Origin of the sequence: Stenotrophomonas sp. PAMC25021 (assembly GCF_004795795.1) — a bacterium.
In the GTDB taxonomy this organism is placed as follows: Bacteria; Pseudomonadota; Gammaproteobacteria; order Xanthomonadales; family Xanthomonadaceae; genus Stenotrophomonas; species Stenotrophomonas muris.
The window spans coordinates 308,413-328,767 of the sequence record NZ_CP039255.1 but is presented as its reverse complement, the minus strand read 5'-3'; the positions used below and the strand labels follow the sequence as shown (position 1 = coordinate 328,767).

Here is a 20,355-nt window from a genome sequence, read left to right as displayed (position 1 = left end):
TGCAGGAATCGTGTTCTGCGACGGCCGGCACCCGCCGCCTGCTTCAGTACCGTGCGTCCTTGGGCTTCGGGTCACGCGGCCAGTCCTTGCCCTTGTTGGCGAAGTCCGGCCGCGGCTGGTTGATGAAATAGCCGGCGATGTCCACCGCATCCTGGTCCGGCATCACCTGCTGCCCCAGCGGCGGTGCGCGGGTCACTGCCGGTGGCATGTTGTGCTTGATGAAACCGGCCGCCTTGTACAGGCGCGCCATGCCGGCACCGATGTTGAAGCTGTGGTCGCCCCACAGCGGCGGGAAGGCGATGTCACCGCTGGCATCGCGTCGGCCTTCGCCGTTGTCGCCATGGCAGGCGGCGCACTGCACGGCATACAGCGCCTGGCCACGGACCGGGTCCGGAGTCAGCGTGCTGTCGATGGGGCCCTCACTGGGCGCGGCCACTTTTGCACCCTCTGGCACCGGGCTGCTCAGCCACGCCATGTAGTCGAGCATCGCGCGCATCTGCGGTGCGTCCTTCGGCAGCGGCTTGCCGTTCATCGAGCGCTGCAGGCAGCCATTGATGCGCTCGGTCAGCCCGATCACCTTGCCCGGGCGCGGCATGTAGCGCGGATAGGCACCGCCGCCGGTATTGAAGTAGTGGTTGCCGAACGGTCGCTTGCCCTCGGCCATGTGGCACGAATTGCAGTTCAGATCGTTGCCGACGTTGTCCGGAAGCAGGCGCGCGGTCTCGTTGAGGATGCGCCGGCCGAGCATCACCGATTCGGCATTGCCCAGTCCGGCGATCTCCTCGGCACTGGGCGCGTGGTAGTGGGCGACCACCTTGCCCTGTGCATCGAGGATATCGATCGTACTGGCTACGGCGGCATCCAGGCCCGGGTGCAGGTGACGATAGGCGAGGGTGCCCGCACCGGCCAGCAGCACCACGGTGATCGCACTACCGAGCAGCAGGCGGGAACGTTTGCGCGAACGCTTCATCGTGCGGCCTCCTGCGGAACGTAGTGCACCGGCTTGTCACGCACCACCCGGCGCATGCGTGCCACCTCGACCTCGCTCACCGCGCTGGCCTGGTTGCCCCAGCTGCTGCGGATGAAGGTCAGGATCTGTGCCAGCTGCGCGTTCGGCAGCTGCTCGAAGCCGGGCATGGTGAAGGCCATGCGGTCGTGCGGGGTATGCGGCGTGCGACCCCCGATCAGGGTCACCTGCACCAGCGAACTGGGGTCGTCGGCGAACACGATCGAGTTGCCGGCCAGGGCCGGATAGACGCGTGGCATGCCGCGCCCGTCGGCACGGTGGCAGGCCTGGCAGTGCTCGGCATAGGCCAGCGAACCGGCCACGCGATAGTCGCCACTACGCAGCGCGGCGGTGGTGGTGTCGGTACCAGGCGACCACTGCGCACTGCGTCCCTCACGCGCCGGCAGCTGCTTCAGGTAGCGCGCCATGGCCAGCAGGTCAGCGTCGGACAGGTACTGCGTGCTGTGCTCGACCACGTCGGCCATGCCACCGAAGGCTGCCGATCGATCGGTGCGCCCGGTGCGCAGGAAGTCGACGATCTCGCCCTCGCTCCAGCTGGCCAGGCCGGTCGATTCATTGCGCAGGTTCTTCGCATACCAGCCTTCCAGCACCGAGCCGGACAGGAACTGGCGGCTGCCATCGTCGGCCATCGCCTTCTCCTGGAACGCCAGCCCACGTGGTGTATGACAGGCGCCGCAGTGGGCCAGGCCCTCAACCAGCTCAGCGCCACGCTGCTGGCCCACATCCAGCGACGGATCCGGGTTGAAGCTGCGCGGGCGCGCGAACAGCAGCTGCCACCATGCCAAAGGCCAGCGCATGTTGGCCGGCCATGGAATCGTGCTGTCGGCGTTGCTTTGCTTCACCGGCTGCACCGAGCCCATGAAATAGGCATACAGCGCCTTGATCTCGGCATCGCTGGCGATCACGTACGAGGCATACGGCATCGCCGGATACAGCGGCTGGCCGTCGTGGCGGATGCCGCGGCGGACCGCGCGTTCGAAATCGGCGTAGTCGTAGGCACCAATGCCGGAGTCCGGATCGGGGGTGATGTTGGTCGAATAGATCGTGCCCATCGGCGTCTGCATGCCCAGGCCACCGGCGAACGGCTTGCCGCCCGGCGCGGTGTGGCAGGCCGCGCAGTCGGCGGCACGTGACAGGTAGCGCCCCTGCGCGATCAGCGCCGGATCGTGGATGTCGACCTGCGCGGTCTGTCGCGGTGCGAACCAGTAGGGCGTGCTGCGGGCAATGCCGTAGGCGGCGGCTACCGTGGCGGCCAGGGCAATGGCGAGCTTGAACGAGATGCGCATGGCGGCACTGTGGGCACTCCCGGGCGCGCGTTCATTGATCCGGATCAATGACTGAACCGATACAGCTTTTACACCAAACTGAATCGTTCCTGCGTTGTCATCAAGCCGTCATCCGTGCGCGATAGATGGCCGGTCTATTGGGCGTTACCGTCCCAATCTGTCTGATTCACCCCTATGACGTGATATGAAGCGCCTGCTGCTGTTGTTGCTGGCGTGCGCCGGCCTGTGGCTGGCCGCATGCTCATCCTCGATCAACGCCTCGTCCACCTCACTCGCCGATCAGCTGATCGCGCCGGGCGGCGTGTCGACCCTGCTCGATCGTCCGCGCATCGCCGCGGCCATCGCCGAACTGCCCAACCGCCATGGCTTCGCGGCGGGCCGCGATGGCGTGCCGATCTTCTGGCGCGTATTCGATCCGGGCGACTACGGCGCGCGTTACCGCTACCTGCCGCAGCGCCACGAGAACGGCCTGCCGCTGGATACCGGCCTGAGCCTGGCCGTGCCGCAGCCGTTCCGCGCGCAGGCGCCGCGCGGCACCGTGGTGCTGCTGCATGGGTGGATGATGAACGGTGATTCGATGCTGCCATGGTCGCTGCAGCTGGCCGAATCCGGCTACCGCGTGGTCACGCTCGACCTGCGCAACCACGGCCAGTCCGGCACCGGCCCGTCCGGCTATGGCACCTATGAGTCGGATGACGTGGTCGATGTGATCGGCGAGCTGCGCGCGCGCGGCGAAGTGACCGGGCCCCTGTACCTGTTCGGTGTGTCCTATGGTGCGGCCACGGCGGTGTTCACCGCCGACAAGCTGGGTGACCAGGTCGAAGGCGTGGTGGCGATGGAATCGTTCGCCAATGCCGGCGTGGCGATCCGTACCATGATCCCGCACCTGATGGGGCTCCAGCCGGAAGGCCTGAAGGCGCAGGCGGTGGCGTCGTACGCGCGCTGGCGCTACGGCGGCCAGGACATCAACCAGGTGATCGCCGCCGCCAGCCGCCGCATCGACGTCGATCTGGACCGCGTGGACGTCGCGCGTGCGTTGGCCGATACCCGCGCCTGCGTGCTGTTGCTGCACGGGCAGGGCGACCAGCACATTCCGGTCAGCCAGGGCCGCGAACTGGCCCAGGCCAATCCGCGCGCGCACTACATCGAAATGCGCGGCGAGGACCACATCACCCTGCCGCTGCGGCTGGACCTGCTGGCGGGCGTGGTCGATGACTGGATGGCGCGCGACGAGCACCATCCGCAGAGCGCGTGCCCGGCACCGCAGCTGCCGGCCCAGGCTGAGTGGCTGGCGCGCAGCTGAGAAAAAGGGGACGGAGGGGATTAAGTCGTTTCCAGGCCAGGTGTGCGGGAAACGACTTAATCCCCTCCGTCCCCTTTTTCTGTCAGGCCACGCGTCGTGCCAGTGCGCGGGCAGACGCCGCGACGCCGAGCAGCAGCGCGGCCACGCACAGGAAGGCGAAACCGAGGCTGGTGGCATGCGCCAGTGCGCCGATCGCTGCCGGACCGGCGAGGATGCCGGCGTAACCCAGTGTGGTCACCGCGGTGATGGCGATGCTCTCCGGCATCACCCGCTGCTGGCCCGCCATCGAGAACAGCGCCGGCACGATGTTGGCGCAGCCCAGCCCGACCAGTACGTAGCCGGCCAACGCCACCGGGAACGAGGGCACCAGCGTGGCCAGGGTGAAGCCCGCCGCAGCGGTGATGCCGCCGATGACCAGCGTGCGGGTCCGGCCGAGGCGCTCGACGATGCCGTCGCCGAACAGGCGCATCGCGGTCATCGCCAGGGTGAACAACGCAAAGCCGGCCCCGGCCTGGTCGCGCGGTACCTGCCGCACTTCCGCCAGGAACACCGCACTCCAGTCCAGCATTGAGCCCTCGGCAAGGAACACCACGAAGGCCAGCACGCCGATGAACAGGACCACGCCGTGCGGCAGCGCCAATAGCGGGCCTTCGTGCAGGATCCGTTGCGGACGCCAGTGCGGTGCCGACAGCACGGCAACCAGCAGCAGCGCGGCCACCGAAAGCAGCGCGGCCAGCCACAGCGGCGTGCCGAGGATCAGCAGCCCGGTCATGCAGCCGGCGCCGACGAATCCACCGATGCTGTAGAAGGCGTGGAAGCCGGACATCATCGCGCGTCCGGCGTCGCGCTCGACCGCCACGGCCTGCATGTTCATCGCGCAATCCAATGCACCGACGCCGGCGCCGAACACGAACAGCGCTGCGCCCAGCGCCACGGGCGAGGGTGCCAGCACCAGCAAGGGCAGGGCGCCCAGCATCATCGCGCAGGTGATCACCATCACCCGACGGCATCCCAGTCGCCCGGTCAGCGCACCTGCCAGTGGCATCGCCAGCAACGAACCCAGCCCGAGGCACAACAGCACGGCGCCGAGACTGGCGTCGGACAGCCCGGCCTTGGCCTTTGCGTAGGGCACCATCGGCGCCCACGCGGCGGTGGCGAAGCCGGGAATGAAGAAGGCGGCACGGGTGGCGTGCTGCTGGGCACGTGGGGATGAAGGCGTCATGCGAGATGCGAAGCTCCGGGAGAGCTCCATGAAATCGTTATCAGGCCAGGTCGGCAAGTGCCATGCACGACATCAAACGACGCATACGATTGCAGTGACCCGATTGCGTCACCAGCGATTAACGCCACGCACGGACAGTGGCTGCACAGTCGGCATCCCGCCGGCCGCTGCCGGAGACCTGTACATGAGCACGACACCGACCATCCTCCTTGTCCATGGATTCTGGGGCGGGGCCGCACATTGGGCCAAGGTGATCCTGGAACTGCATCGCAACGGCCACGACCGCGTGCAGGCGGTGGAACTGCCGCTTACCTCGCTGGCCGACGACGCAGGACGCACCCGGAAAATGATCCGGCAGATCGACGGGCCGGTGCTGCTGGTCGGCCACTCCTACGGCGGCGCGGTGATCAGCCAGGCCGGTAGCGAGCCCAACGTGAAGGGCCTGGTCTACATCGCTGCCTTCGCGCCTGATGCCGGCGAGAGCCCCGGTGGCATCACCCAGCAGCACCTGCCGGAGGCAGCGCCGAACCTGGCACCCGACAGCGATGGCTACCTGTGGCTGCGTGCGGACAGGTTCCATGAGAGCTTCTGCCAGGACCTGAGCGCCGACGAGGGCCGGGTGATGGCGGTGACCCAGAAGGCGCCGTTGGCGAGCACCTTCGGTGATGCGGTCAGCGATCCGGCCTGGAAGCACAAGCCGAGCTGGTACCAGCTGTCCCGCCAAGACCGCATGATCGCGCCGGACAACCAGAAGGCCATGGCCACGCGCATCCAGCCCAAGCGATTGCTGGAGCTGGATGCCAGCCATGCCTCGCTGGCCTCGCAGCCGAAGGAAGTGACCGCGCTGATCCTGGAGGCCTGCGCCGCCATCGGCGGCTGAGCCTGCGCGGCGCGTCGCACCGCACGACAGGATTCCACCTTCGGCGAGATCACCAACCCGGCCACGCAGGCCAAGGTGGTACATCGCACCCAACCGTATTGGTTGCTGGATGCGATGGCGCGTTATGAATTCAGTGATCGCCTGTCGGCCACGCTCAACGTCAACAACCTGCTGGACAAGCGCTACTACACGATCTTCAGCTGGTACAGCACCTACACCTGGGGTGAGCCGCGCAATGTGCGGCTGGCGATGACGTACAGGTTCTGACGCGGGTCCTGTAGAGCCGAGCCCGCGCTCGGCTGGCTGTCACACCGCAGCCGAGCGTGGGCTCGGCTCTACGGAAATGCGCCCGCGATGCTTTGCGGCATCGCGGGCGTTGTGGTTACAGCGGCAGGTCGAACACCAGCACTTCGGCGTCGTTGCCGTTTTCCAGGGTCAGCTGCGCTTCGTCGCTGACCTGCAGTGCATCACCGGCTTCCAGGGTGATGCCATTGACCTGCAGCTGGCCTCGGGCAACCTGCACATAGGCACCACGGCCATTGCCGAGCGCGTGGTGCAGCTTCTGGCCGCCATCGAGGATGGTGGCGAAGATGCGGGCATCCTGGTGGATGCGCAGCGAACCGTCGGCGCCGTCCGGCGAAGCGATCAGGCGCAGCTGGCCGCGCTTGGTCTCCGGGGCGAAGTGGGTCTCCTCGTAGGACGGCGTGATGTTCTCGCGGTCCGGAAAGATCCAGATCTGCAGGAAGTGCACGGTCTCGTCGGCCGAGTGGTTGAATTCGCTGTGGCTGACACCACTGCCGGCACTCATGCGCTGCACGTCGCCGTAGCGCAGCACCGAGCCGGTGCCCATCGAGTCCTTGTGCTCCAGCGCGCCGCCCAGCACATAGGAAACGATCTCCATGTTGCTGTGGCTATGGGTGCCGAAGCCCTGGCCGCCGATCACCTTGTCTTCGTTGATCACCCGCAGCGGGCCGAAGCTGACGTAGCGGGGGTCGTAGTAGTTGGCGAAGGAGAAGGTATGGCGCGAGGACAGCCAGCCATGCTCGGCCAGGCCACGGGTAGCGCTCTTGCGGATCTGCAGCATGATGGAATCTCCTTGTTCGATGGTTTCGATGGGGCGGGGTGAGGCGGTAGTTGCCGTGTTTCCCCGTTGGAGAGAAGTATCTGCTTGCGCCCGGGGTTTGAAAAACGGATAGTTTTGACGGCCATCATCGAAAAATTCGAATGCTCAAGCTCAGCCTCGATGCCCTGCAGATCCTGGATGCCATCGACCGCCGCGGCTCTTTTGCCGGCGCCGGCAAGGCGCTGCACAAGGTGCCCTCGACCATTTCCTACACTGTGGCCAAGCTGGAGGAGGACCTGGGCGTGCAGCTGTTCGACCGGGTCGGCCCGCGTGCCGAACCGACCGAGGCCGGACGCGCCCTGCTGGACGAGGGTCGGCATCTCCTGCGTGCGGCCCGCGAGCTGGAGCTGCGGGTGCGCCGGGTGGCGTCGGGCTGGGAGACCGAACTGACCCTGGCGGTGGACTCGGTGTTCCCGACTTGGCTGCTGGGCCCGGACATCGCCGCGTTTCGTGAGGCGGAGGCGCCGACCCGGCTGCGGCTGATCGGCGAGGCCTTGTCCGGCACCTGGGAGGCCCTGCTGGACCGCCGCGCCGACCTGCTGGTCGGGGCGCCGGGCGAGGGGCCCAGTGGCGGTGGTTACGTGGTCGAGCCGCTGGGCACGGTGGAGTTCGTGTTCGCGGTCGCACCGGATCATCCGTTGGCCAAGGTGCCGGGCGTGCTCGGTCGCGAGCAGCTGGTCGAGCACTGCGCGATCGCCGTTTCTGATTCGGCGCGGCGGTCGCTGCCGCGCACGGTGGGCCTGTTGATGGGGCAGGAGATGCTGACCGTGCCTGACATGGCCAGCAAACTGAAGCTGCAATGCGAAGGTGTGGGCTTCGGCTTCCTGCCCGAGCCGTGCGCGCGCGCTGCAGTGGCGCGTGGCCAGCTGGTGATCCGCGAGGTGGAGGAACACAAGCCGGAGGAAACGTTCTGGCTGGCCTGGCGCACCGGCGAGGACGGCGCGGCACTGCGGTGGTGGCGCGAGCGCCTGCGCAGGCCGGAGCTGCTGTCGCAGTGGTGGCAGGCAATGGCCAAGGGGTAGGGGTTTGGCAGGGCTGCGCCCTGCACCCGCCGAGGCCAAAGCAACAGCAACAGCAACAGCGTGCATTCCGTGAGGTGGCGGGTTGGGTCCGGCTGCGGGAGACGCCGTAAACCCCCAGGCCGGCCCAGCCGCTGGCGGCTGTGCGTTCGGGCGCTTGCGAAGCAGTGCTTCGCAAGCAAAGCGCCCTCACCCATGGGGGCTTGGCCGCGGCATCCATGCCGCGGACACTCCCGCAACCGGACCCACCCCGCCTTCGACAGTTTTCCGCGATCTGTCGGAACGGCGTACTGCTCTGGTAGGTGTCGACCTTGGTCGACACGGTAGATCCACGTCATGCGTGGATGAATTCACTCGATATCTGACAGATGTGTCGACCAAGGTCGACACCTACCAACAGCCGCGTGAACCTGTCGAAGGTGGGGCGGTGTCGGAGTGCGGGGTGTCAGCCGCATGGATGCGGCTGCCAAGCCTTATCTGATCGGAATCTGGCAGCGTAGGTGTCGAGAGCCGGCGTGGGCCGCCGTGTAAGCCTGGATCTCGACGATCGCCATGTAGCAACTGTGTTGATGGAGGGGCCAAGCCCCTCCATCAACACATTTGCTACATGGACGTACTTGCGGCGTCCCCGCAATCCGACACCGCCCCGCCAACCCACGGAATGCCAGCTTCTGCTGTTGCCGTTGAGGTTGCCGGCCAGCGGCCGGCACTACCAGGGGTGCAGGGCGCAGCCCTGCCGAAAAACACGCATAAAAAAACAGCAGGCCGAGGCCTGCTGTTTCGGTGTAATGGTGCGCCCGGAGAGATTCGAACTCCCGACCGCCTGGTTCGTAGCCAGGTACTCTATCCAACTGAGCTACGGGCGCCAATTACATAAACTTGTTGTGCTGACTGTGTATGGTGCGCCCGGAGAGATTCGAACTCCCGACCGCCTGGTTCGTAGCCAGGTACTCTATCCAACTGAGCTACGGGCGCGCGGTACACAATCAAATTTTACTGCATTTCCAGCGGCGGATGCTGAAAACCTGTCGAGTGGTGCGCCCGGAGAGATTCGAACTCCCGACCGCCTGGTTCGTAGCCAGGTACTCTATCCAACTGAGCTACGGGCGCCCTGCGACAGGAGCGGAATTATGCGGATGTCGGCGCGTACCGTCAACAGTTTTGTGAAAATTTTCATCCAACTGAATGAAAAAGCGGTCCGCCACAGCGTCAGGGGCCTTCAACCAGGCGAAATGATCCGCACGCGTGCCCAGTTCCTGCGCCGACAGCACGCGCAGCTGCGCGTCCACATTCGGCAGCTTGGCCAGCAATGTCTGCATCGATCCGGTCGGTGCCAACCAGTCGTGTTCCATCAACACCGCCTGCGCGCTGCCATGCACGCGCGCCATCTGTGCGTCGAGGTCTTCGTCCATGCCGGCCGAGGCATAGTGGTTGTTCAGGCCCACGCGCGCCCAGTCGGCGATCAGTCCGCGCGCTTCGGTGCCGCCGAAGCCGAGGCGCCGGCCATGCAGCACGCCCTGGCGCTGTGCGATCCACGGCAGGAAGCGGTAGACCAGTGGCAGCAGCCAGCCCCGCGGTGGCGGGAAGCCGCGCCAGAACGGTGAGCCACTGGCCGCCAACCACAAGCGGTTGAAGTGCTGCGGATTGCGGCCGGCATGCACGCAGGCCAGCTGACCGCCGAGGCTGTGGCCACCGATGATCCAGGGCAGCGCGCCGGCCTCGTCATCCGCCGCGACAAGGACCGCCTGGCTGGTGGGCAGATCCTGTTCGAGTACCTCGCGATAGCCCCAGTCCTGCGTGCGCGACGGCCGCAGTGAGCTGCTGCCATTGCCGCGCCACTCGTGCAGGTACACCGCCACGCCCTTCGCCGCCAGCGCCTGCGCCAGCGGCAGGTAGTGGCGCGCGGCCACGCCCAGTGCAGGCAGCCACAGCAGGCGCGCGATGGGCTGTGCAGGCACGCAGGCAATCACTTCATAGCGATGGCCATCAGCGCACTGCACGGCGAGGACGTCCGGTGTGAGGCTCATGCGTGTGGTGCCGCGCCGAAGTGATCGAGCACCAGCACCTCGCTGCGGCCGGGGGCATAGCCCTGCTGCAGGCCGCGTGCAACGTAGTCGATACCGGCTTCGCAGGCATTGGCCAGGCTCAAGCCGTTGCACAGTTGCGCGGCGATGGCCGAGGCCAGCGTGCAGCCGGTGCCATGTGCGTCCAGCGGCAGGCGGGCATGGATGAATTCCTCGCTGCTGACGCCGTCGAAGTAGCGGTCGATCACGCGGTTGCCTTCCTGCAGATGGCCACCTTTGAGCAGCACCGCACCGGCGCCCAGGTCGAGCAGGGCGGAAGCGGCGCGCTCCGCGTCGTCGCCGTTGCCGATCTTCCGTCCGACCAGCAGCTCTGCTTCCGGCGTGTTCGGGGTGATCAGCGTGGCCAGCGGGATCAGCCGCTCGCGCATCGCCTGCAGGGCGCTGTCTTCCAGCAGGCGCGCGCCGCTGGTGGCGACCATCACCGGGTCCAGCACCACGTGTGGCGGGCGATGGCGCTCCAATGCATCGGCGACGGCATTGATCACCTCGGCGTTGGCCAGCATGCCGAGCTTCACCGCGTGGATGTCGAAGTCGTCGAAGCAGGCGTCCAGTTGCGCGCGCAGGAAATCGATCGGCGGCACATGCACGGCGATGACGCCGCGGGTGTTCTGCGCGGTCAGTGCAGCAATCGCGGAAAGGCCATGCACGCGATGCGCTGCAAAAGCCTTCAGGTCGGCCTGGATGCCGGCGCCACCACCGGAGTCGGAGCCGGCGATGGTGAGGGCGGAAACGGGAGTGGTCGGGCTCATCCAGCGATTGTGCCGTGGTCACCGTAAAGGCGGTAGCGTCGCCGCTGATAGATGGGGTCAGATTCCTTTTCCGCAGGAAAAGGGATCTGACCCCCCGGAGCGCCGCCCTCAATGCCGCCAACGCGCCCACTGCTGGTACAGCACATAACCCAGTCCGGTCAGGCCGGTCAGCAGGGCGGGGGCAAGCAGGGCGTCGTACTGCCAGCGCACGAACAGCCAGGCGCCGAGGATGCCGCCGGCGAGGAAGCCGCTGATGATCAGGCCGCTGAGGGTCAGTCGCCGTACCTGCAGTGGCAACCCGCGCAGCAGGTGGCCCAAGCCGATGCCGAGGTCGGTGAACATGCCGCTGAGGTGGGTGGTGCGCACCACCGCGCCGCTGAAGGTGGTGGCCATCGCATTCTGCAGGCCGCAGGCCATGGCAGCGGCCAGTGCACCCCATATCTGGTGCCGTTCGAACAGCGGAATGGCTACCAGCAACAGTGCTGACTCCAGCGCCAGCGCCACGCCGTAGCGTCGGCCCAGCTGCAGGGTGCTGTCCTGGATCAGCAGGCCGCTGAGCATTGCGCCCAGCGAGAACGCGATCAGCAGTCCCCACAGGTGTCCGACCGCGCGCCAGTCACCCTGGGCCAGTGCCATGCCGAGCTGGCTGGTACTGCCGGTCATGTGGCTGACCGCCTGGTGCTCGAAACCGAGGAAGCCGACCACGTTGACCATGCCGGCCACGCACGAGAGCGCGACCGCGCCGATCCAGACCCAGGTGGGCAGGCGTATTCCCATCGGCGGGGCCCCTCAGGGCCCGCCGAAGCCGCCGTTGAACTGCAGCTCGCTGAAGGTGTTGCTGGCCGGGTCGAACACCGCGCCCCAGAACTGCGCGCCGCCATCGCAGACGCGGATCGCTTCGCGGGCCGGATTGATGCCGCTGTCGTCGGGCAGGTGGAAGGCATTGATGTAGATCAGCCGTCGGCCTGCGCTTTCGATGCCGACGTACTGCCGGTCAAAGTCGAGCACCTTCGGCACCTGGGCCTCCAGCGAAGACAGGTTCGCTTCCAGCTGGTCGATCTGCTGCCGGCTGGGTGCCCAGTAGCCGCTGACCCGCCCGGCCTCGCGGCCGGGGCTGGGCCGCGAGCAGGTGTCGAGCACCTGCGCGGCGATGATCGGGCGGGTGACCACCCAGGACTGGCCGGTGCGCTCGGCGGTGGGCACACTGGCCGGGCCGCGCGTAGTGGTGCAGGCGCCCAGCACGGCTGCGAGGGTGATTGCAGCCGTGGGCAGCAGCAGGCGGGTGCGGCGGTTCACAACACCTCCGAAGCGTAATCGGCCAGGCGCGAACGCTCGCCACGGCGCAGGGTGATGTGTGCACTATGCGGCCAGTTCTTGAAGCGATCCACCGCGTAGGTCAGGCCCGAGGTGGTCTCGGTCAGGTACGGGGTGTCGATCTGCTCGACGTTGCCCAGGCAGACGATCTTGGTGCCGGGGCCGGCGCGGGTGATCAGCGTCTTCATCTGCTTCGGGGTGAGGTTCTGCGCCTCGTCCAGGATCAGGTAGCGCGACAGGAACGTGCGGCCGCGCATGAAGTTCATCGAGCGGATCTTGATGCGGCTGGCCAGCAGGTCGTTGGTCGCCTGGCGCCCCCACGTGCCGCCTTCCTGGTTGTGCGTGAGCACTTCCAGGTTGTCGGTCAGCGCGCCCATCCACGGCGTCATCTTCTCTTCTTCGGTGCCGGGCAGGAAACCGATGTCCTCGCCGACGCTGACCGTGGCGCGGGTCATGATGATCTCGCGGTAGCGCTGCTGGTCCATCGTCTGCGCCAGGCCGGCGGCCAGCGCCAGCAGGGTCTTGCCGGTGCCGGCGGTACCCAGCAGCGTGACGAAGTCGATCTCCGGATCCATCAGTGCGTTGAGGGCGAAGTTCTGCTCGCGGTTGCGTGCGCTGATGCCCCACACGGCGTGGCTGCCGTGGCGGAAATCATCGACCAGCGACAGCACCACCTTGCCGTCACCGACCACGCGGCTGACGCGCAGCTCGACTTCATCTTCGCCGGGCAGGTAGACGTACTGGTTCGGGTACCACTCCTCGCCGTCCTGCGCCTGGATTTCGTAATGGGTACGGCCCTTGTCGCTCCAGCTGCGCAGGTCGTCGCCGTGGCGCTTCCAGAAGTCTTCCGGCAGCTCGGTAGCGCCGGTGTAGAGCAGGCTGAAATCGTCCAGCGCGCGGTCGTTCTCGTAGTCCTCGGACACGATGCCGGCGATGGCGGCCTTGATCCGCAGGTTGATGTCCTTGGAGACGAACACCACCGGCAGGTCGGGGGTTTCTTCCTTCAGGGCCAGGATCGCGCCGAGGATGGCGTTGTCCGGGATCACCTTGCCGAAGCTCTTGCCAGCGTCGAAATGGCTGGTCTGGAAGCGCAGCTTGCCGGCGCTCTGCTTGCCGCGCAGCTGCAGCCCATTCGGGCGCTGCAGCGGAATGCCGTCGGCCAGGTTGTCCAGGCCGGAGGCCTGCACCAGCTCGTTGAGGAAGCGGCTCACCTGGCGGGCGTTGCGGCTCGCTTCGGAGGTGCCCTTCTTGCCGTTGTCCAGCTCCTCGATCACCTGCATGGGCAGGTAAACGTCGTGCTCCTCGAATTTGAACAGCGCGGTCGGATCGTGCATCAGCACGTTGGTATCCAGCACGTAGATGCGCTTGCCTCGGGTCATCGTCGATTCCTGGTTACGGACAGGGAAAAACCACCACGGCCTGCTGCCGGGCAGGGTGATGGCAGACACAGTAGGCAGTGGGACTCACTTGGACTGGGAGGCCTTCAGTTCGGCGAGAACGGCATCGGCATGGCCGGCGACCTTGACCTTGCGCCAGGACTGCACGATGCGGCTGTCGGGGGAAATCAGGAAGGTGCTGCGTTCGATGCCACGTACCTGCTTGCCGTACATGTTCTTCATCTTGATCACGTCGAAGGCGCTGCACAGCGCTTCGTCGCCATCGCTGACCAGGGGGAAGCCGAAGCCCTGCCTGGCACAGAAATTGTCGTGCGACTTCACCGAATCGCGCGAGACGCCCAGCACGACCGCGCCGGCCTTCTTGAACTTCGGCAGCAGCGCGTTGAAGTCGATACCTTCGGTGGTGCAGCCGGGAGTGCTGTCCTTGGGGTAGAAGTACAGCACCAGCCACTGGCCGGCATAGTCGCCGAGGGTGGCCTGGTCGCCACCGGACAGCGCCAGCGGCAGGGAGAGGGTGGTGCTGTCCAGGGTATCGCCGTTGTTCATGAGGTCCTTCTGTCGAGCCTGGGTTCTTTCCAAGACAATTGCATGAAACGCCACGCGCCCGTGAGAGGCGCGCGAAAAATCAGGAATTCATTCAGAACTTCATCGGGTCCATGATCGCGTCCAGGTTCAGGTGGTCGCAGAACTCAAGGAAATCGTCGCGCAGCGCGGCGATGTGCATGTTGGCCGGCACGCCGATGGTGACCTGTGCACTGAACATTTCCGCACCGGTCTGCATGGCGCGGTAGCGCGTGCTCTGCAGGTTCTCGATGGTGATGCCCTGGCGGTCGAAGAAGTCGGCCAGCTGGAACAGGATGCCCGGCTTGTCGGCGGCGATCACTTCGACGATGTACGGCAGCAGGTTGGACTGCGCCTGCTTGGCGGCGGTGCGGTACCAGACCAGCTTCAGGCCCTCCTCGCGCTCCAGCCGGGTCAGCATCGCCTCGAGCTTGGCCACCGAGTCCCAGGAGCCGGTGGCCAGGGCGGTGACCGAGACATCGCGGCCGACCGTGGCCAGGCGTGCGTCCACCAGGTTGCAGCCGCTGTCGGCGATGCGGCGGGTGACGGACAGCAGGGGGGACTCCGGATGCGTCGTATAGGCGTTGATCAGGAGGTGGTTTTCGCTCGGCGCGGGGCGCGGGGTGGTGTCGGTCAAGGCGATTCCGGGTAATGCATGCGTGAGTCTGAATGCCCGCCAGAGGCGGGGATCCACCGGTGTCCAGCATACTTGCCCGTGCTTTCGCGCCGCAAGTAACATTCAGGCCGCCCCCAGCCTTTCGTGGCGGGCGTTTCCCTTCCCAGCCAAGAGCAGCACGTCCTTGTCCCTTTCCGGCCTCATCACCGCGCTGGCGACCCCGTTCCGGGCCGACGGCGCCCTCGATCCCGATGGTTGGCAGCGCCTGCTGCACCTGCAACTGGAGGGTGGCGTCCATGGCGTTGTCGTGGCTGGCTCGACCGGCGAAGCGGCGACCCTGACCGATGCCGAGTACGACCAGCTGCTGGCCAGCGCCGTCGAACGCATCGGCGGCCGCATCCCGGTCATGGCCGGCACCGGCCTGTCGGGCACCGCCAAGACCATCGAACAGACCCGCCGTGCCGCCGCCCTTGGCGCCAGCCACGCACTGGTGGTCACCCCGCCGTACGTGCGGCCGACCCAGGCTGGCCTGATCGCGCACTATCGCGCGGTGGCCGACCAGGGCGGGCTGCCGGTCGTGCTGTACAACGTGCCCGGCCGTACCGGCTGCGACATGCAGCCGGAGACCGTGGCCGAGCTGGCCAGCCACCCCAATATCGTCGGCATCAAGGAAGCGGTGGGTGACACCGGCCGGGTGCAGGCGCTGCTGGCGCTGCGCAGCCCGAAGTTCGCCGTGCTCAGTGGCGACGACGGCACCGCCGCGCGTTCGATCCGGGCCGGCATCGATGGCCTGATCTCGGTCGGTTCCAACGTGCTTCCGGGCGCGTATCGCCGGATGTGCGAGCTGGCTGCCGCGCACGACCACGAAGCCACCGAGTCGTGGGACGCGCGCCTGCATCCCTTCCATGATTTCTGTGGCGTCGAACCCAACCCGATCCCGGTCAAGGCGCTGCTGCGCCGCATCGGCATCGGCCATGACCTGCGCCTGCCGCTGCTGCCGCTGTCGGCAGCACATCATCCCGCGGCCGACCACCTTGCCGGCGACATCGCCGCCCTCGAAGCCCTTTCCAGCCACTGACCTTCCGTCTTGGTCTGACCCAGGAGATTCACATGCGTCAATCCGTTTCCACTGTCCGCGTGCTGTCCTACGCCCTGTTTGCTGTAGCTGTTGCGGCCGGCACCACCGGCTGCTTCAAGCGTGGCGTCAAGGGCGACTACGCCCTGGCCCCGGAAATGCGCCCGCTGGAAGTACCGCCGGACCTGAACCTGCCCAACGCCACCACCGACAACAAGGTGCCGACACTGGCCTCGGCCACCAAGCCGGCGGCGCCGGTCGCCGCAGCCCCGGCGGTGGGCAACACCGGTTTCACCATTGCCGGTGGCAAGGATGAAGCCTTCGCCAAGGTCGGTACCGCACTGGAAGGCGTCGAAGGCGTGACCATTGCCAGCCGCGCGCAGCTGCTGGGCTCGTACGACGTGGCCTACGAAGGCAGCAACTTCCTGGTCCGCGTGGTGGCGGTTGATGCAGGTGCCTACATCTCCGCGGTCGACCCGCGTGGCCTGCCGGCCACCGCCGAAGCGCCGGTGAAGCTGATCGCCACGCTGAAGGCGAAGCTGGCTCAGTAAGGGCCGCCCTGGTGGAGGCCGACCTTGGTCGGCGCTTCCGTGCCAACCAAGGTTGGCACCTACCGGAAGACGTGCCTTGGTAGAGGCCGACCTTGGTCGGCGCTTTTGTGCCAACCAAGGTTGGCACCTACCGAGAACAGAAAAGGGCGCCATGGGCGCCCTTTTCCGTTGCCGCCGCGGGCGCTTCTCAGCGCTCCAGCAGCTTCAGCTTGTCCGGCTTGCCGTCCCATTCGCCGGCGTCGGCGGGCGGGTCCTTGCGCACGGTCAGCACCGGCCACTCCTTCGCCAGCTCGGCGTTGAGGGCAACGAAGCCTTCCTGGCCGGCGGGGACGTCGTCCTCGGGGAAAATCGCGTTGACCGGGCACTCCGGCTCGCAGAGGGTGCAGTCGATGCACTCATCCGGGTCGATCACCAGGAAGTTCGGGCCTTCGTGGAAGCAATCCACGGGGCACACTTCCACGCAATCGGTGTGTTTGCACTTGATGCAGTTTTCGGTGACGACAAAGGGCATGGGCTGGGGGTGGATCGATTCCTGAACCCGCCAATTCTAGAACAGGTTGGCCCCCGGTGTCGGGATGGGACGGAAAACGGGCGTCTGGCAGGCGCGGCCATTGGCGGCACGGCAGGGCGTGTGCGAGGCTGCGCGACAACCGGTCCTGGTGGCCGGGCTCCCTTCCCAGCAGGATCGTCCATGTCCCAGGCCCCGTCCCGCACCGCCTCCCACGGTGGTGAAAACACGGCGTTCATCGTCCTGATCAGTTGCGTGGCCACGCTTGGTGGCTTCCTGTTCGGCTTCGACAGTGGTGTCATCAACGGCACGGTCGATGGCCTGCGCCAGGCCTTCAACTCCAGCGAGGCGGCGCTGGGTTTCGAAGTTGCCTCGATGCTGCTGGGCTGCGCGGTCGGTGCATTCCTGGCCGGTTGGTTGGGCGACCGCCTGGGGCGCCGTGGTGTCCTGATCGTGTCCGCGCTGATGTTCCTGGTCTCGGCGCTGGGCGCCGGGGCGGCCCACGCGTCCTGGCTGTTCATCGCGGCCCGCGTGCTGGGCGGCTTTGCGGTGGGGGCGGCCAGCGTGATGTCACCGGCCTACATCGCCGAAGTCGCCTCGGCGCGCTATCGCGGCCGGCTGGCCACGGTGCAGCAGATGGCCATCATCTGCGGTTTGTTCGCGGCCTTCCTCAGCAATTACCTGCTGGCCCGCGCCGCCGGCGCCTCGACCGAGCCGCTGTGGCTGGGCCACGAAGCCTGGCGATGGATGTTCTGGATGCAGGCGCTGCCCTCCGCGCTGTTCCTGCTGTTGCTGCTGGTGATTCCGGAAAGCCCGCGCTTCCTGGTGCTGAAGGGCCGCCAGGGGCAGGCGAGGGCGGTGTTGTCGCGACTGTACGGCGAGGCCGCTGCCCGGGCCAAGCAGGCCGAGATCGAAGCCAGCCTGGAACAGGACCAGCACAAGCCACGCTTCGGCGACCTGCGCAGCAGGGCTACCGGCAGGCTGCGCCCGATCCTCTGGGTGGGCATCGGCCTGGCCATGTTCCAGCAGCTGGTCGGCATCAACGTGGTGTTCTACTACGGCGCGGTGCTGTGGCAGGCGGTGGGCTTCTCTGAAAGCGACGCACTGCTGATCAATGTGCTGTCCGGCGCGCTGAGCATCGGCGCCTGCCTGCTCACCGTGCTGCTGATCGACCGCATCGGGCGCAAGCCGCTGCTGTGGGTCGGCTCGGTCGGCATGTCGGTGGCGCTGGTGCTGATGGTGGTGGCGTTTGCCAGCGGCAGCCTGGCCGGCGGGCGCCTGCAGCTGTCCGATGGCATGGGGCGGCTGGCGCTGGTCGCCGCCAACGTCTACGTGGTGTTCTTCAACATGTCCTGGGGCCCGGTGATGTGGGTGATGCTGGGCGAGATGTTCCCCAACCAGATCCGCGGCCCGGCGCTGGCGGTGGCGGGTGCGGCGCAATGGACCTCGAACTTCGCGATCACCGTGACCTTCCCGATGCTGCTGGCCGGCATCGGCCTGGCCGGCGCCTATGGCATCTACGCGGTCGCGGCGATCCTCTCGATCGTCTTCGTGGTCCGCTACGTACGCGAGACCAAGGGCAAGGAGCTGGAGCAGATGGAAGGCTGACGGCGACTGGCTTCGGTTGCGTTCCGTTGGCGCCTGCTTGTCCAGAGTGTGGGGGGCAGGCCGCCCTCTCCAGGACACGCAAGAGCCCATCCATGGTGCTCGATGGCGCCTTGCTCGCGTGCGCTGTCCTGCGCACTCGGCAAGACCAGGCTTGGGCTCCTGCCCAACCCGTCGGGCGCATGCGCCCAACCCATCGCGCCAACGGTCCTGGAGAGGGCGGCCTGCCCCCTCCTGACAGTTTCATGGTGCGTGCGGATGCGGCGAAGCGCTGGTCGGTTGTTGCCGCAGCTGGCGGGAAACCGTCCAGAGTCGGTGGGGTCACCCAGGGCAGGACCGTTGGCGCCAAGGATGGCGCCATCGAGCCCCCATGGATGGGTTCACGGCGTGTCCTGCCCTGGGTGACCCCACCGGCTCGAGCCGATTGCAGGGAGGCGCCAAAGCGACCAACCCGACCGCAATCACTGCAATCCCGAAAAACAGAAAAGCCCGCACAAGGCGGGCTTTTTCGGTTCCTGCTGCGGCGACTGGCGCTCCCTAGGGGACTCGAACCCCTGTTTTAGCCTTGAGAGGGCCACGTCCTAACCACTAGACGAAGGGAGCGTAACTGTGTCGCTGCCGAGGCAGGAGCGCTAGTATATGCACCTCGATGCCATTGGGCAATCCCGAAACTTCAACCGGAAGCGCCAACATCATTTCCTCTGCTACATCACCGTTCAGCCTGCGCGTCATCCCGCGCGACCAGCACACGATCTCCCGCAAGGACATCAGCCCGAACGCCCTGCGCGTGCTTTACCGCCTGCGCGATGCCGGCTTCGGCGCCTACCTTGTCGGCGGCGCGGTGCGCGATCTGCTGGTCAATGGCCAACCCAAGGATTTCGACGTGGCCACCGACGCCACGCCCGAGCAGGTCAAGCAGCTGTTCCGCAACTGCCGCCTGATCGGCCGCCGGTTCCGCCTCGCCCACGTAGTGTTCGGTCGCGAAATCATCGAAGTCGCCACCTTCCGTGCCAACAGCGATGACGGCAGCGGCGACCGCGAGATGGAAAACGGCATGCTCGTGCGCGACAACGTGTACGGCACCATCGAAGACGACGCCATCCGCCGCGACTTCACCTGCAACGCCCTGTACTACGCCATCGAGGACTTCTCGGTGCGCGACTACACCGGTGGTTTCGAGGACGTGCAGGCGCGCCTGATGAAGCTGATCGGCGACCCGGTGCAGCGCTACCAGGAAGACCCGGTACGCATGCTGCGAGCGGTGCGCCTGGCGGCCAAGCTCGGCTTCCAGATCGAAGAGGGTACTGCCGCGCCGATCCCGCACCTGGCCGGCCTGCTCAACGAAGCCGCGCCAGCGCGCCTGTTCGAGGAAGTACTCAAGCTGTTCCTGTCCGGACACGGCGTGGCCAGCTTCGAAGGCCTTGAGCGTTACGGCCTGCTCGACGTGCTGTTCCCGGAAAGCGCCAAGGCGCTGAAAGCCAACCGCACCGGCGCGCTGCGCCGCATGCTGGTCGAGGGCCTGGCCAATACCGATGCGCGGGTGGCCAACGACGAACCGGTCTCGCCGGCGTTCCTGTTCGCGCTGCTGCTGTGGCCGGCGTTCTGCCGTGCACAGGCGACCCTGCTCAAGCAGGGCGTGGCACCGGAAGAGGCGCAGCGCCGCGCCGCCGACCGCGTCACCGTGCAGCAGTTGAGCACCATCGCGCTGCCGCGCCGCTTCTCGCTGCCGATGCAGGAAATCTGGCTGCTGCAGTCGCGCTTCAGCTCGCGCCAGCGCAAGCGCGTGTTCCGCACCCTGACCCATCCGCGCTTCCGTGCCGCGTTCGATTTCCTCAGCCTGCGCCAGGTGGCGTCGTCCGAGCACGCCGCCGATGTCGAGTTCTGGCGCGAAGCGCAGGCGCAGTCCGGTCGTGAGCTGGAGTCGTCGCTGGATGCGATGCACAGCGAAGATGGCGATGACGAGAGCGGAGCGCCGCGCAAGCGCCGCCGTCGCCGCCGTCGTCCGGGTGCCGCGGCCGGTGCAGCGGGCGAGTAA

At 66.8% G+C, this 20,355-nt stretch carries 19 protein-coding genes, 4 tRNA genes and 1 pseudogene; 8 read left to right on the top strand and 16 right to left on the bottom strand.

Translation table 11 applies throughout. From position 1 onward, the window contains the following. Positions 1-43: 43 nt before the first annotated feature. Together E5790_RS01590 and E5790_RS01585 are read right to left on the bottom strand one after the other, a co-directional pair. Positions 44-970, bottom strand: a complete 927-nt coding sequence (locus E5790_RS01590) for a c-type cytochrome (RefSeq protein ID WP_014646731.1) — start codon at positions 968-970, stop codon at positions 44-46. Further along, a complete protein-coding gene (locus E5790_RS01585; protein WP_049442311.1) occupies positions 967-2,313 on the bottom strand; it encodes a cytochrome c in 1,347 nt (448 codons plus the stop codon). The genes E5790_RS01590 and E5790_RS01585 overlap by 4 nt, the downstream gene beginning before the upstream one ends. Before the next feature lie 184 nt (positions 2,314-2,497). Between E5790_RS01585 and E5790_RS01580 the strand changes: the two genes are divergently transcribed. Beyond that, positions 2,498-3,616 (top strand): alpha/beta fold hydrolase, encoded by a 1,119-nt coding sequence (locus tag E5790_RS01580; RefSeq protein ID WP_014646733.1) that lies wholly within the window; start codon positions 2,498-2,500, stop codon positions 3,614-3,616. A gap of 82 nt (positions 3,617-3,698) precedes the next feature. On the opposite strand, the gene E5790_RS01575 is transcribed toward E5790_RS01580, so the two are convergent. Next, positions 3,699-4,838 (bottom strand): MFS transporter, encoded by a 1,140-nt coding sequence (locus E5790_RS01575; RefSeq protein WP_032957729.1) that lies wholly within the window; start codon positions 4,836-4,838, stop codon positions 3,699-3,701. A 184-nt stretch (positions 4,839-5,022) separates the two neighbouring features. Between E5790_RS01575 and E5790_RS01570 the strand changes: the two genes are divergently transcribed. Together E5790_RS01570 and E5790_RS01565 are read left to right on the top strand one after the other, a co-directional pair. Then, a complete protein-coding gene (locus tag E5790_RS01570) occupies positions 5,023-5,718 on the top strand; it encodes an alpha/beta hydrolase (RefSeq protein WP_014646735.1) in 696 nt (231 codons plus the stop codon). Between the two features lie 21 nt (positions 5,719-5,739). Beyond that, positions 5,740-5,985, top strand: a pseudogene (locus E5790_RS01565) (TonB-dependent receptor); the annotation flags it as partial. Positions 5,986-6,100: 115 nt separating this feature from the next. On the opposite strand, the gene E5790_RS01560 reads toward E5790_RS01565, so the two are convergent. After that, positions 6,101-6,802: a pirin family protein gene (locus E5790_RS01560; protein ID WP_014646736.1), complete on the bottom strand. Its 702-nt coding sequence runs from the start codon at positions 6,800-6,802 to the stop codon at positions 6,101-6,103. A gap of 140 nt (positions 6,803-6,942) precedes the next feature. On the opposite strand from E5790_RS01560, the gene E5790_RS01555 reads away from it, so the two are divergent. Further along, positions 6,943-7,863, top strand: coding sequence for a LysR family transcriptional regulator (locus E5790_RS01555; protein WP_111205690.1), 921 nt, complete (start codon positions 6,943-6,945; stop codon positions 7,861-7,863). A 786-nt stretch (positions 7,864-8,649) separates the two neighbouring features. On the opposite strand, the gene E5790_RS01550 is transcribed toward E5790_RS01555, so the two are convergent. The 10 genes from E5790_RS01550 to E5790_RS01505 form a co-directional block, all read right to left on the bottom strand. Next, a tRNA-Arg gene (locus E5790_RS01550) sits at positions 8,650-8,726 on the bottom strand. A gap of 32 nt (positions 8,727-8,758) precedes the next feature. Next, positions 8,759-8,835, bottom strand: a tRNA-Arg gene (locus E5790_RS01545). A 58-nt stretch (positions 8,836-8,893) separates the two neighbouring features. Next, positions 8,894-8,970, bottom strand: a tRNA-Arg gene (locus E5790_RS01540). After that, on the bottom strand, positions 8,961-9,887 hold the full coding sequence (locus tag E5790_RS01535) for an alpha/beta fold hydrolase (protein WP_111205691.1): 927 nt from the start codon (positions 9,885-9,887) through the stop codon (positions 8,961-8,963). Before E5790_RS01535 ends, E5790_RS01540 begins: the two co-directional genes overlap by 10 nt. Further along, positions 9,884-10,693: a bifunctional hydroxymethylpyrimidine kinase/phosphomethylpyrimidine kinase gene (gene thiD, locus E5790_RS01530; RefSeq protein WP_046429932.1), complete on the bottom strand. Its 810-nt coding sequence runs from the start codon at positions 10,691-10,693 to the stop codon at positions 9,884-9,886. The genes E5790_RS01535 and thiD overlap by 4 nt, the downstream gene beginning before the upstream one ends. 108 nt (positions 10,694-10,801) lie before the next feature. Next, positions 10,802-11,470 carry a YoaK family protein gene (locus tag E5790_RS01525; RefSeq protein ID WP_032957720.1) on the bottom strand — a complete coding sequence of 223 codons (669 nt, stop codon included), beginning with the start codon at positions 11,468-11,470 and terminating at the stop codon, positions 10,802-10,804. 12 nt (positions 11,471-11,482) lie between these two features. Further along, on the bottom strand, positions 11,483-11,989 hold the full coding sequence (locus E5790_RS01520; RefSeq protein ID WP_014646741.1) for a hypothetical protein: 507 nt from the start codon (positions 11,987-11,989) through the stop codon (positions 11,483-11,485). Continuing rightward, positions 11,986-13,386, bottom strand: coding sequence for a PhoH family protein (locus E5790_RS01515; protein ID WP_014646742.1), 1,401 nt, complete (start codon positions 13,384-13,386; stop codon positions 11,986-11,988). Before E5790_RS01515 ends, E5790_RS01520 begins: the two co-directional genes overlap by 4 nt. Before the next feature lie 84 nt (positions 13,387-13,470). Then, positions 13,471-13,950: a peroxiredoxin gene (locus tag E5790_RS01510; protein WP_014646743.1), complete on the bottom strand. Its 480-nt coding sequence runs from the start codon at positions 13,948-13,950 to the stop codon at positions 13,471-13,473. A gap of 91 nt (positions 13,951-14,041) precedes the next feature. Further along, complete coding sequence (locus E5790_RS01505; RefSeq protein WP_005409051.1) at positions 14,042-14,602, bottom strand: glycine cleavage system protein R; 561 nt, start codon at positions 14,600-14,602, stop codon at positions 14,042-14,044. A 163-nt stretch (positions 14,603-14,765) separates the two neighbouring features. Between E5790_RS01505 and dapA the strand changes: the two genes are divergently transcribed. Together dapA and E5790_RS01495 are read left to right on the top strand one after the other, a co-directional pair. After that, positions 14,766-15,659 carry a 4-hydroxy-tetrahydrodipicolinate synthase gene (gene dapA / locus E5790_RS01500; protein WP_014646744.1) on the top strand — a complete coding sequence of 298 codons (894 nt, stop codon included), beginning with the start codon at positions 14,766-14,768 and terminating at the stop codon, positions 15,657-15,659. 32 nt (positions 15,660-15,691) lie between these two features. After that, positions 15,692-16,207, top strand: coding sequence for a hypothetical protein (locus E5790_RS01495; protein WP_111205692.1), 516 nt, complete (start codon positions 15,692-15,694; stop codon positions 16,205-16,207). 187 nt (positions 16,208-16,394) lie between these two features. On the opposite strand, the gene fdxA is transcribed toward E5790_RS01495, so the two are convergent. Beyond that, a complete protein-coding gene (gene fdxA / locus E5790_RS01490) occupies positions 16,395-16,718 on the bottom strand; it encodes a ferredoxin FdxA (protein ID WP_005409054.1) in 324 nt (107 codons plus the stop codon). Positions 16,719-16,898: 180 nt separating this feature from the next. Here fdxA and E5790_RS01485 point away from each other — a divergent pair, with 180 nt between their 5' ends. Continuing rightward, complete coding sequence (locus E5790_RS01485) at positions 16,899-18,323, top strand: sugar porter family MFS transporter (RefSeq protein ID WP_111205693.1); 1,425 nt, start codon at positions 16,899-16,901, stop codon at positions 18,321-18,323. A 525-nt stretch (positions 18,324-18,848) separates the two neighbouring features. Here the strand turns inward: E5790_RS01485 and E5790_RS01480 are convergent. Next, a tRNA-Glu gene (locus tag E5790_RS01480) sits at positions 18,849-18,923 on the bottom strand. A 52-nt stretch (positions 18,924-18,975) separates the two neighbouring features. On the opposite strand from E5790_RS01480, the gene pcnB reads away from it, so the two are divergent. Then, positions 18,976-20,355: a polynucleotide adenylyltransferase PcnB gene (pcnB, locus tag E5790_RS01475; protein ID WP_032960826.1), complete on the top strand. Its 1,380-nt coding sequence runs from the start codon at positions 18,976-18,978 to the stop codon at positions 20,353-20,355.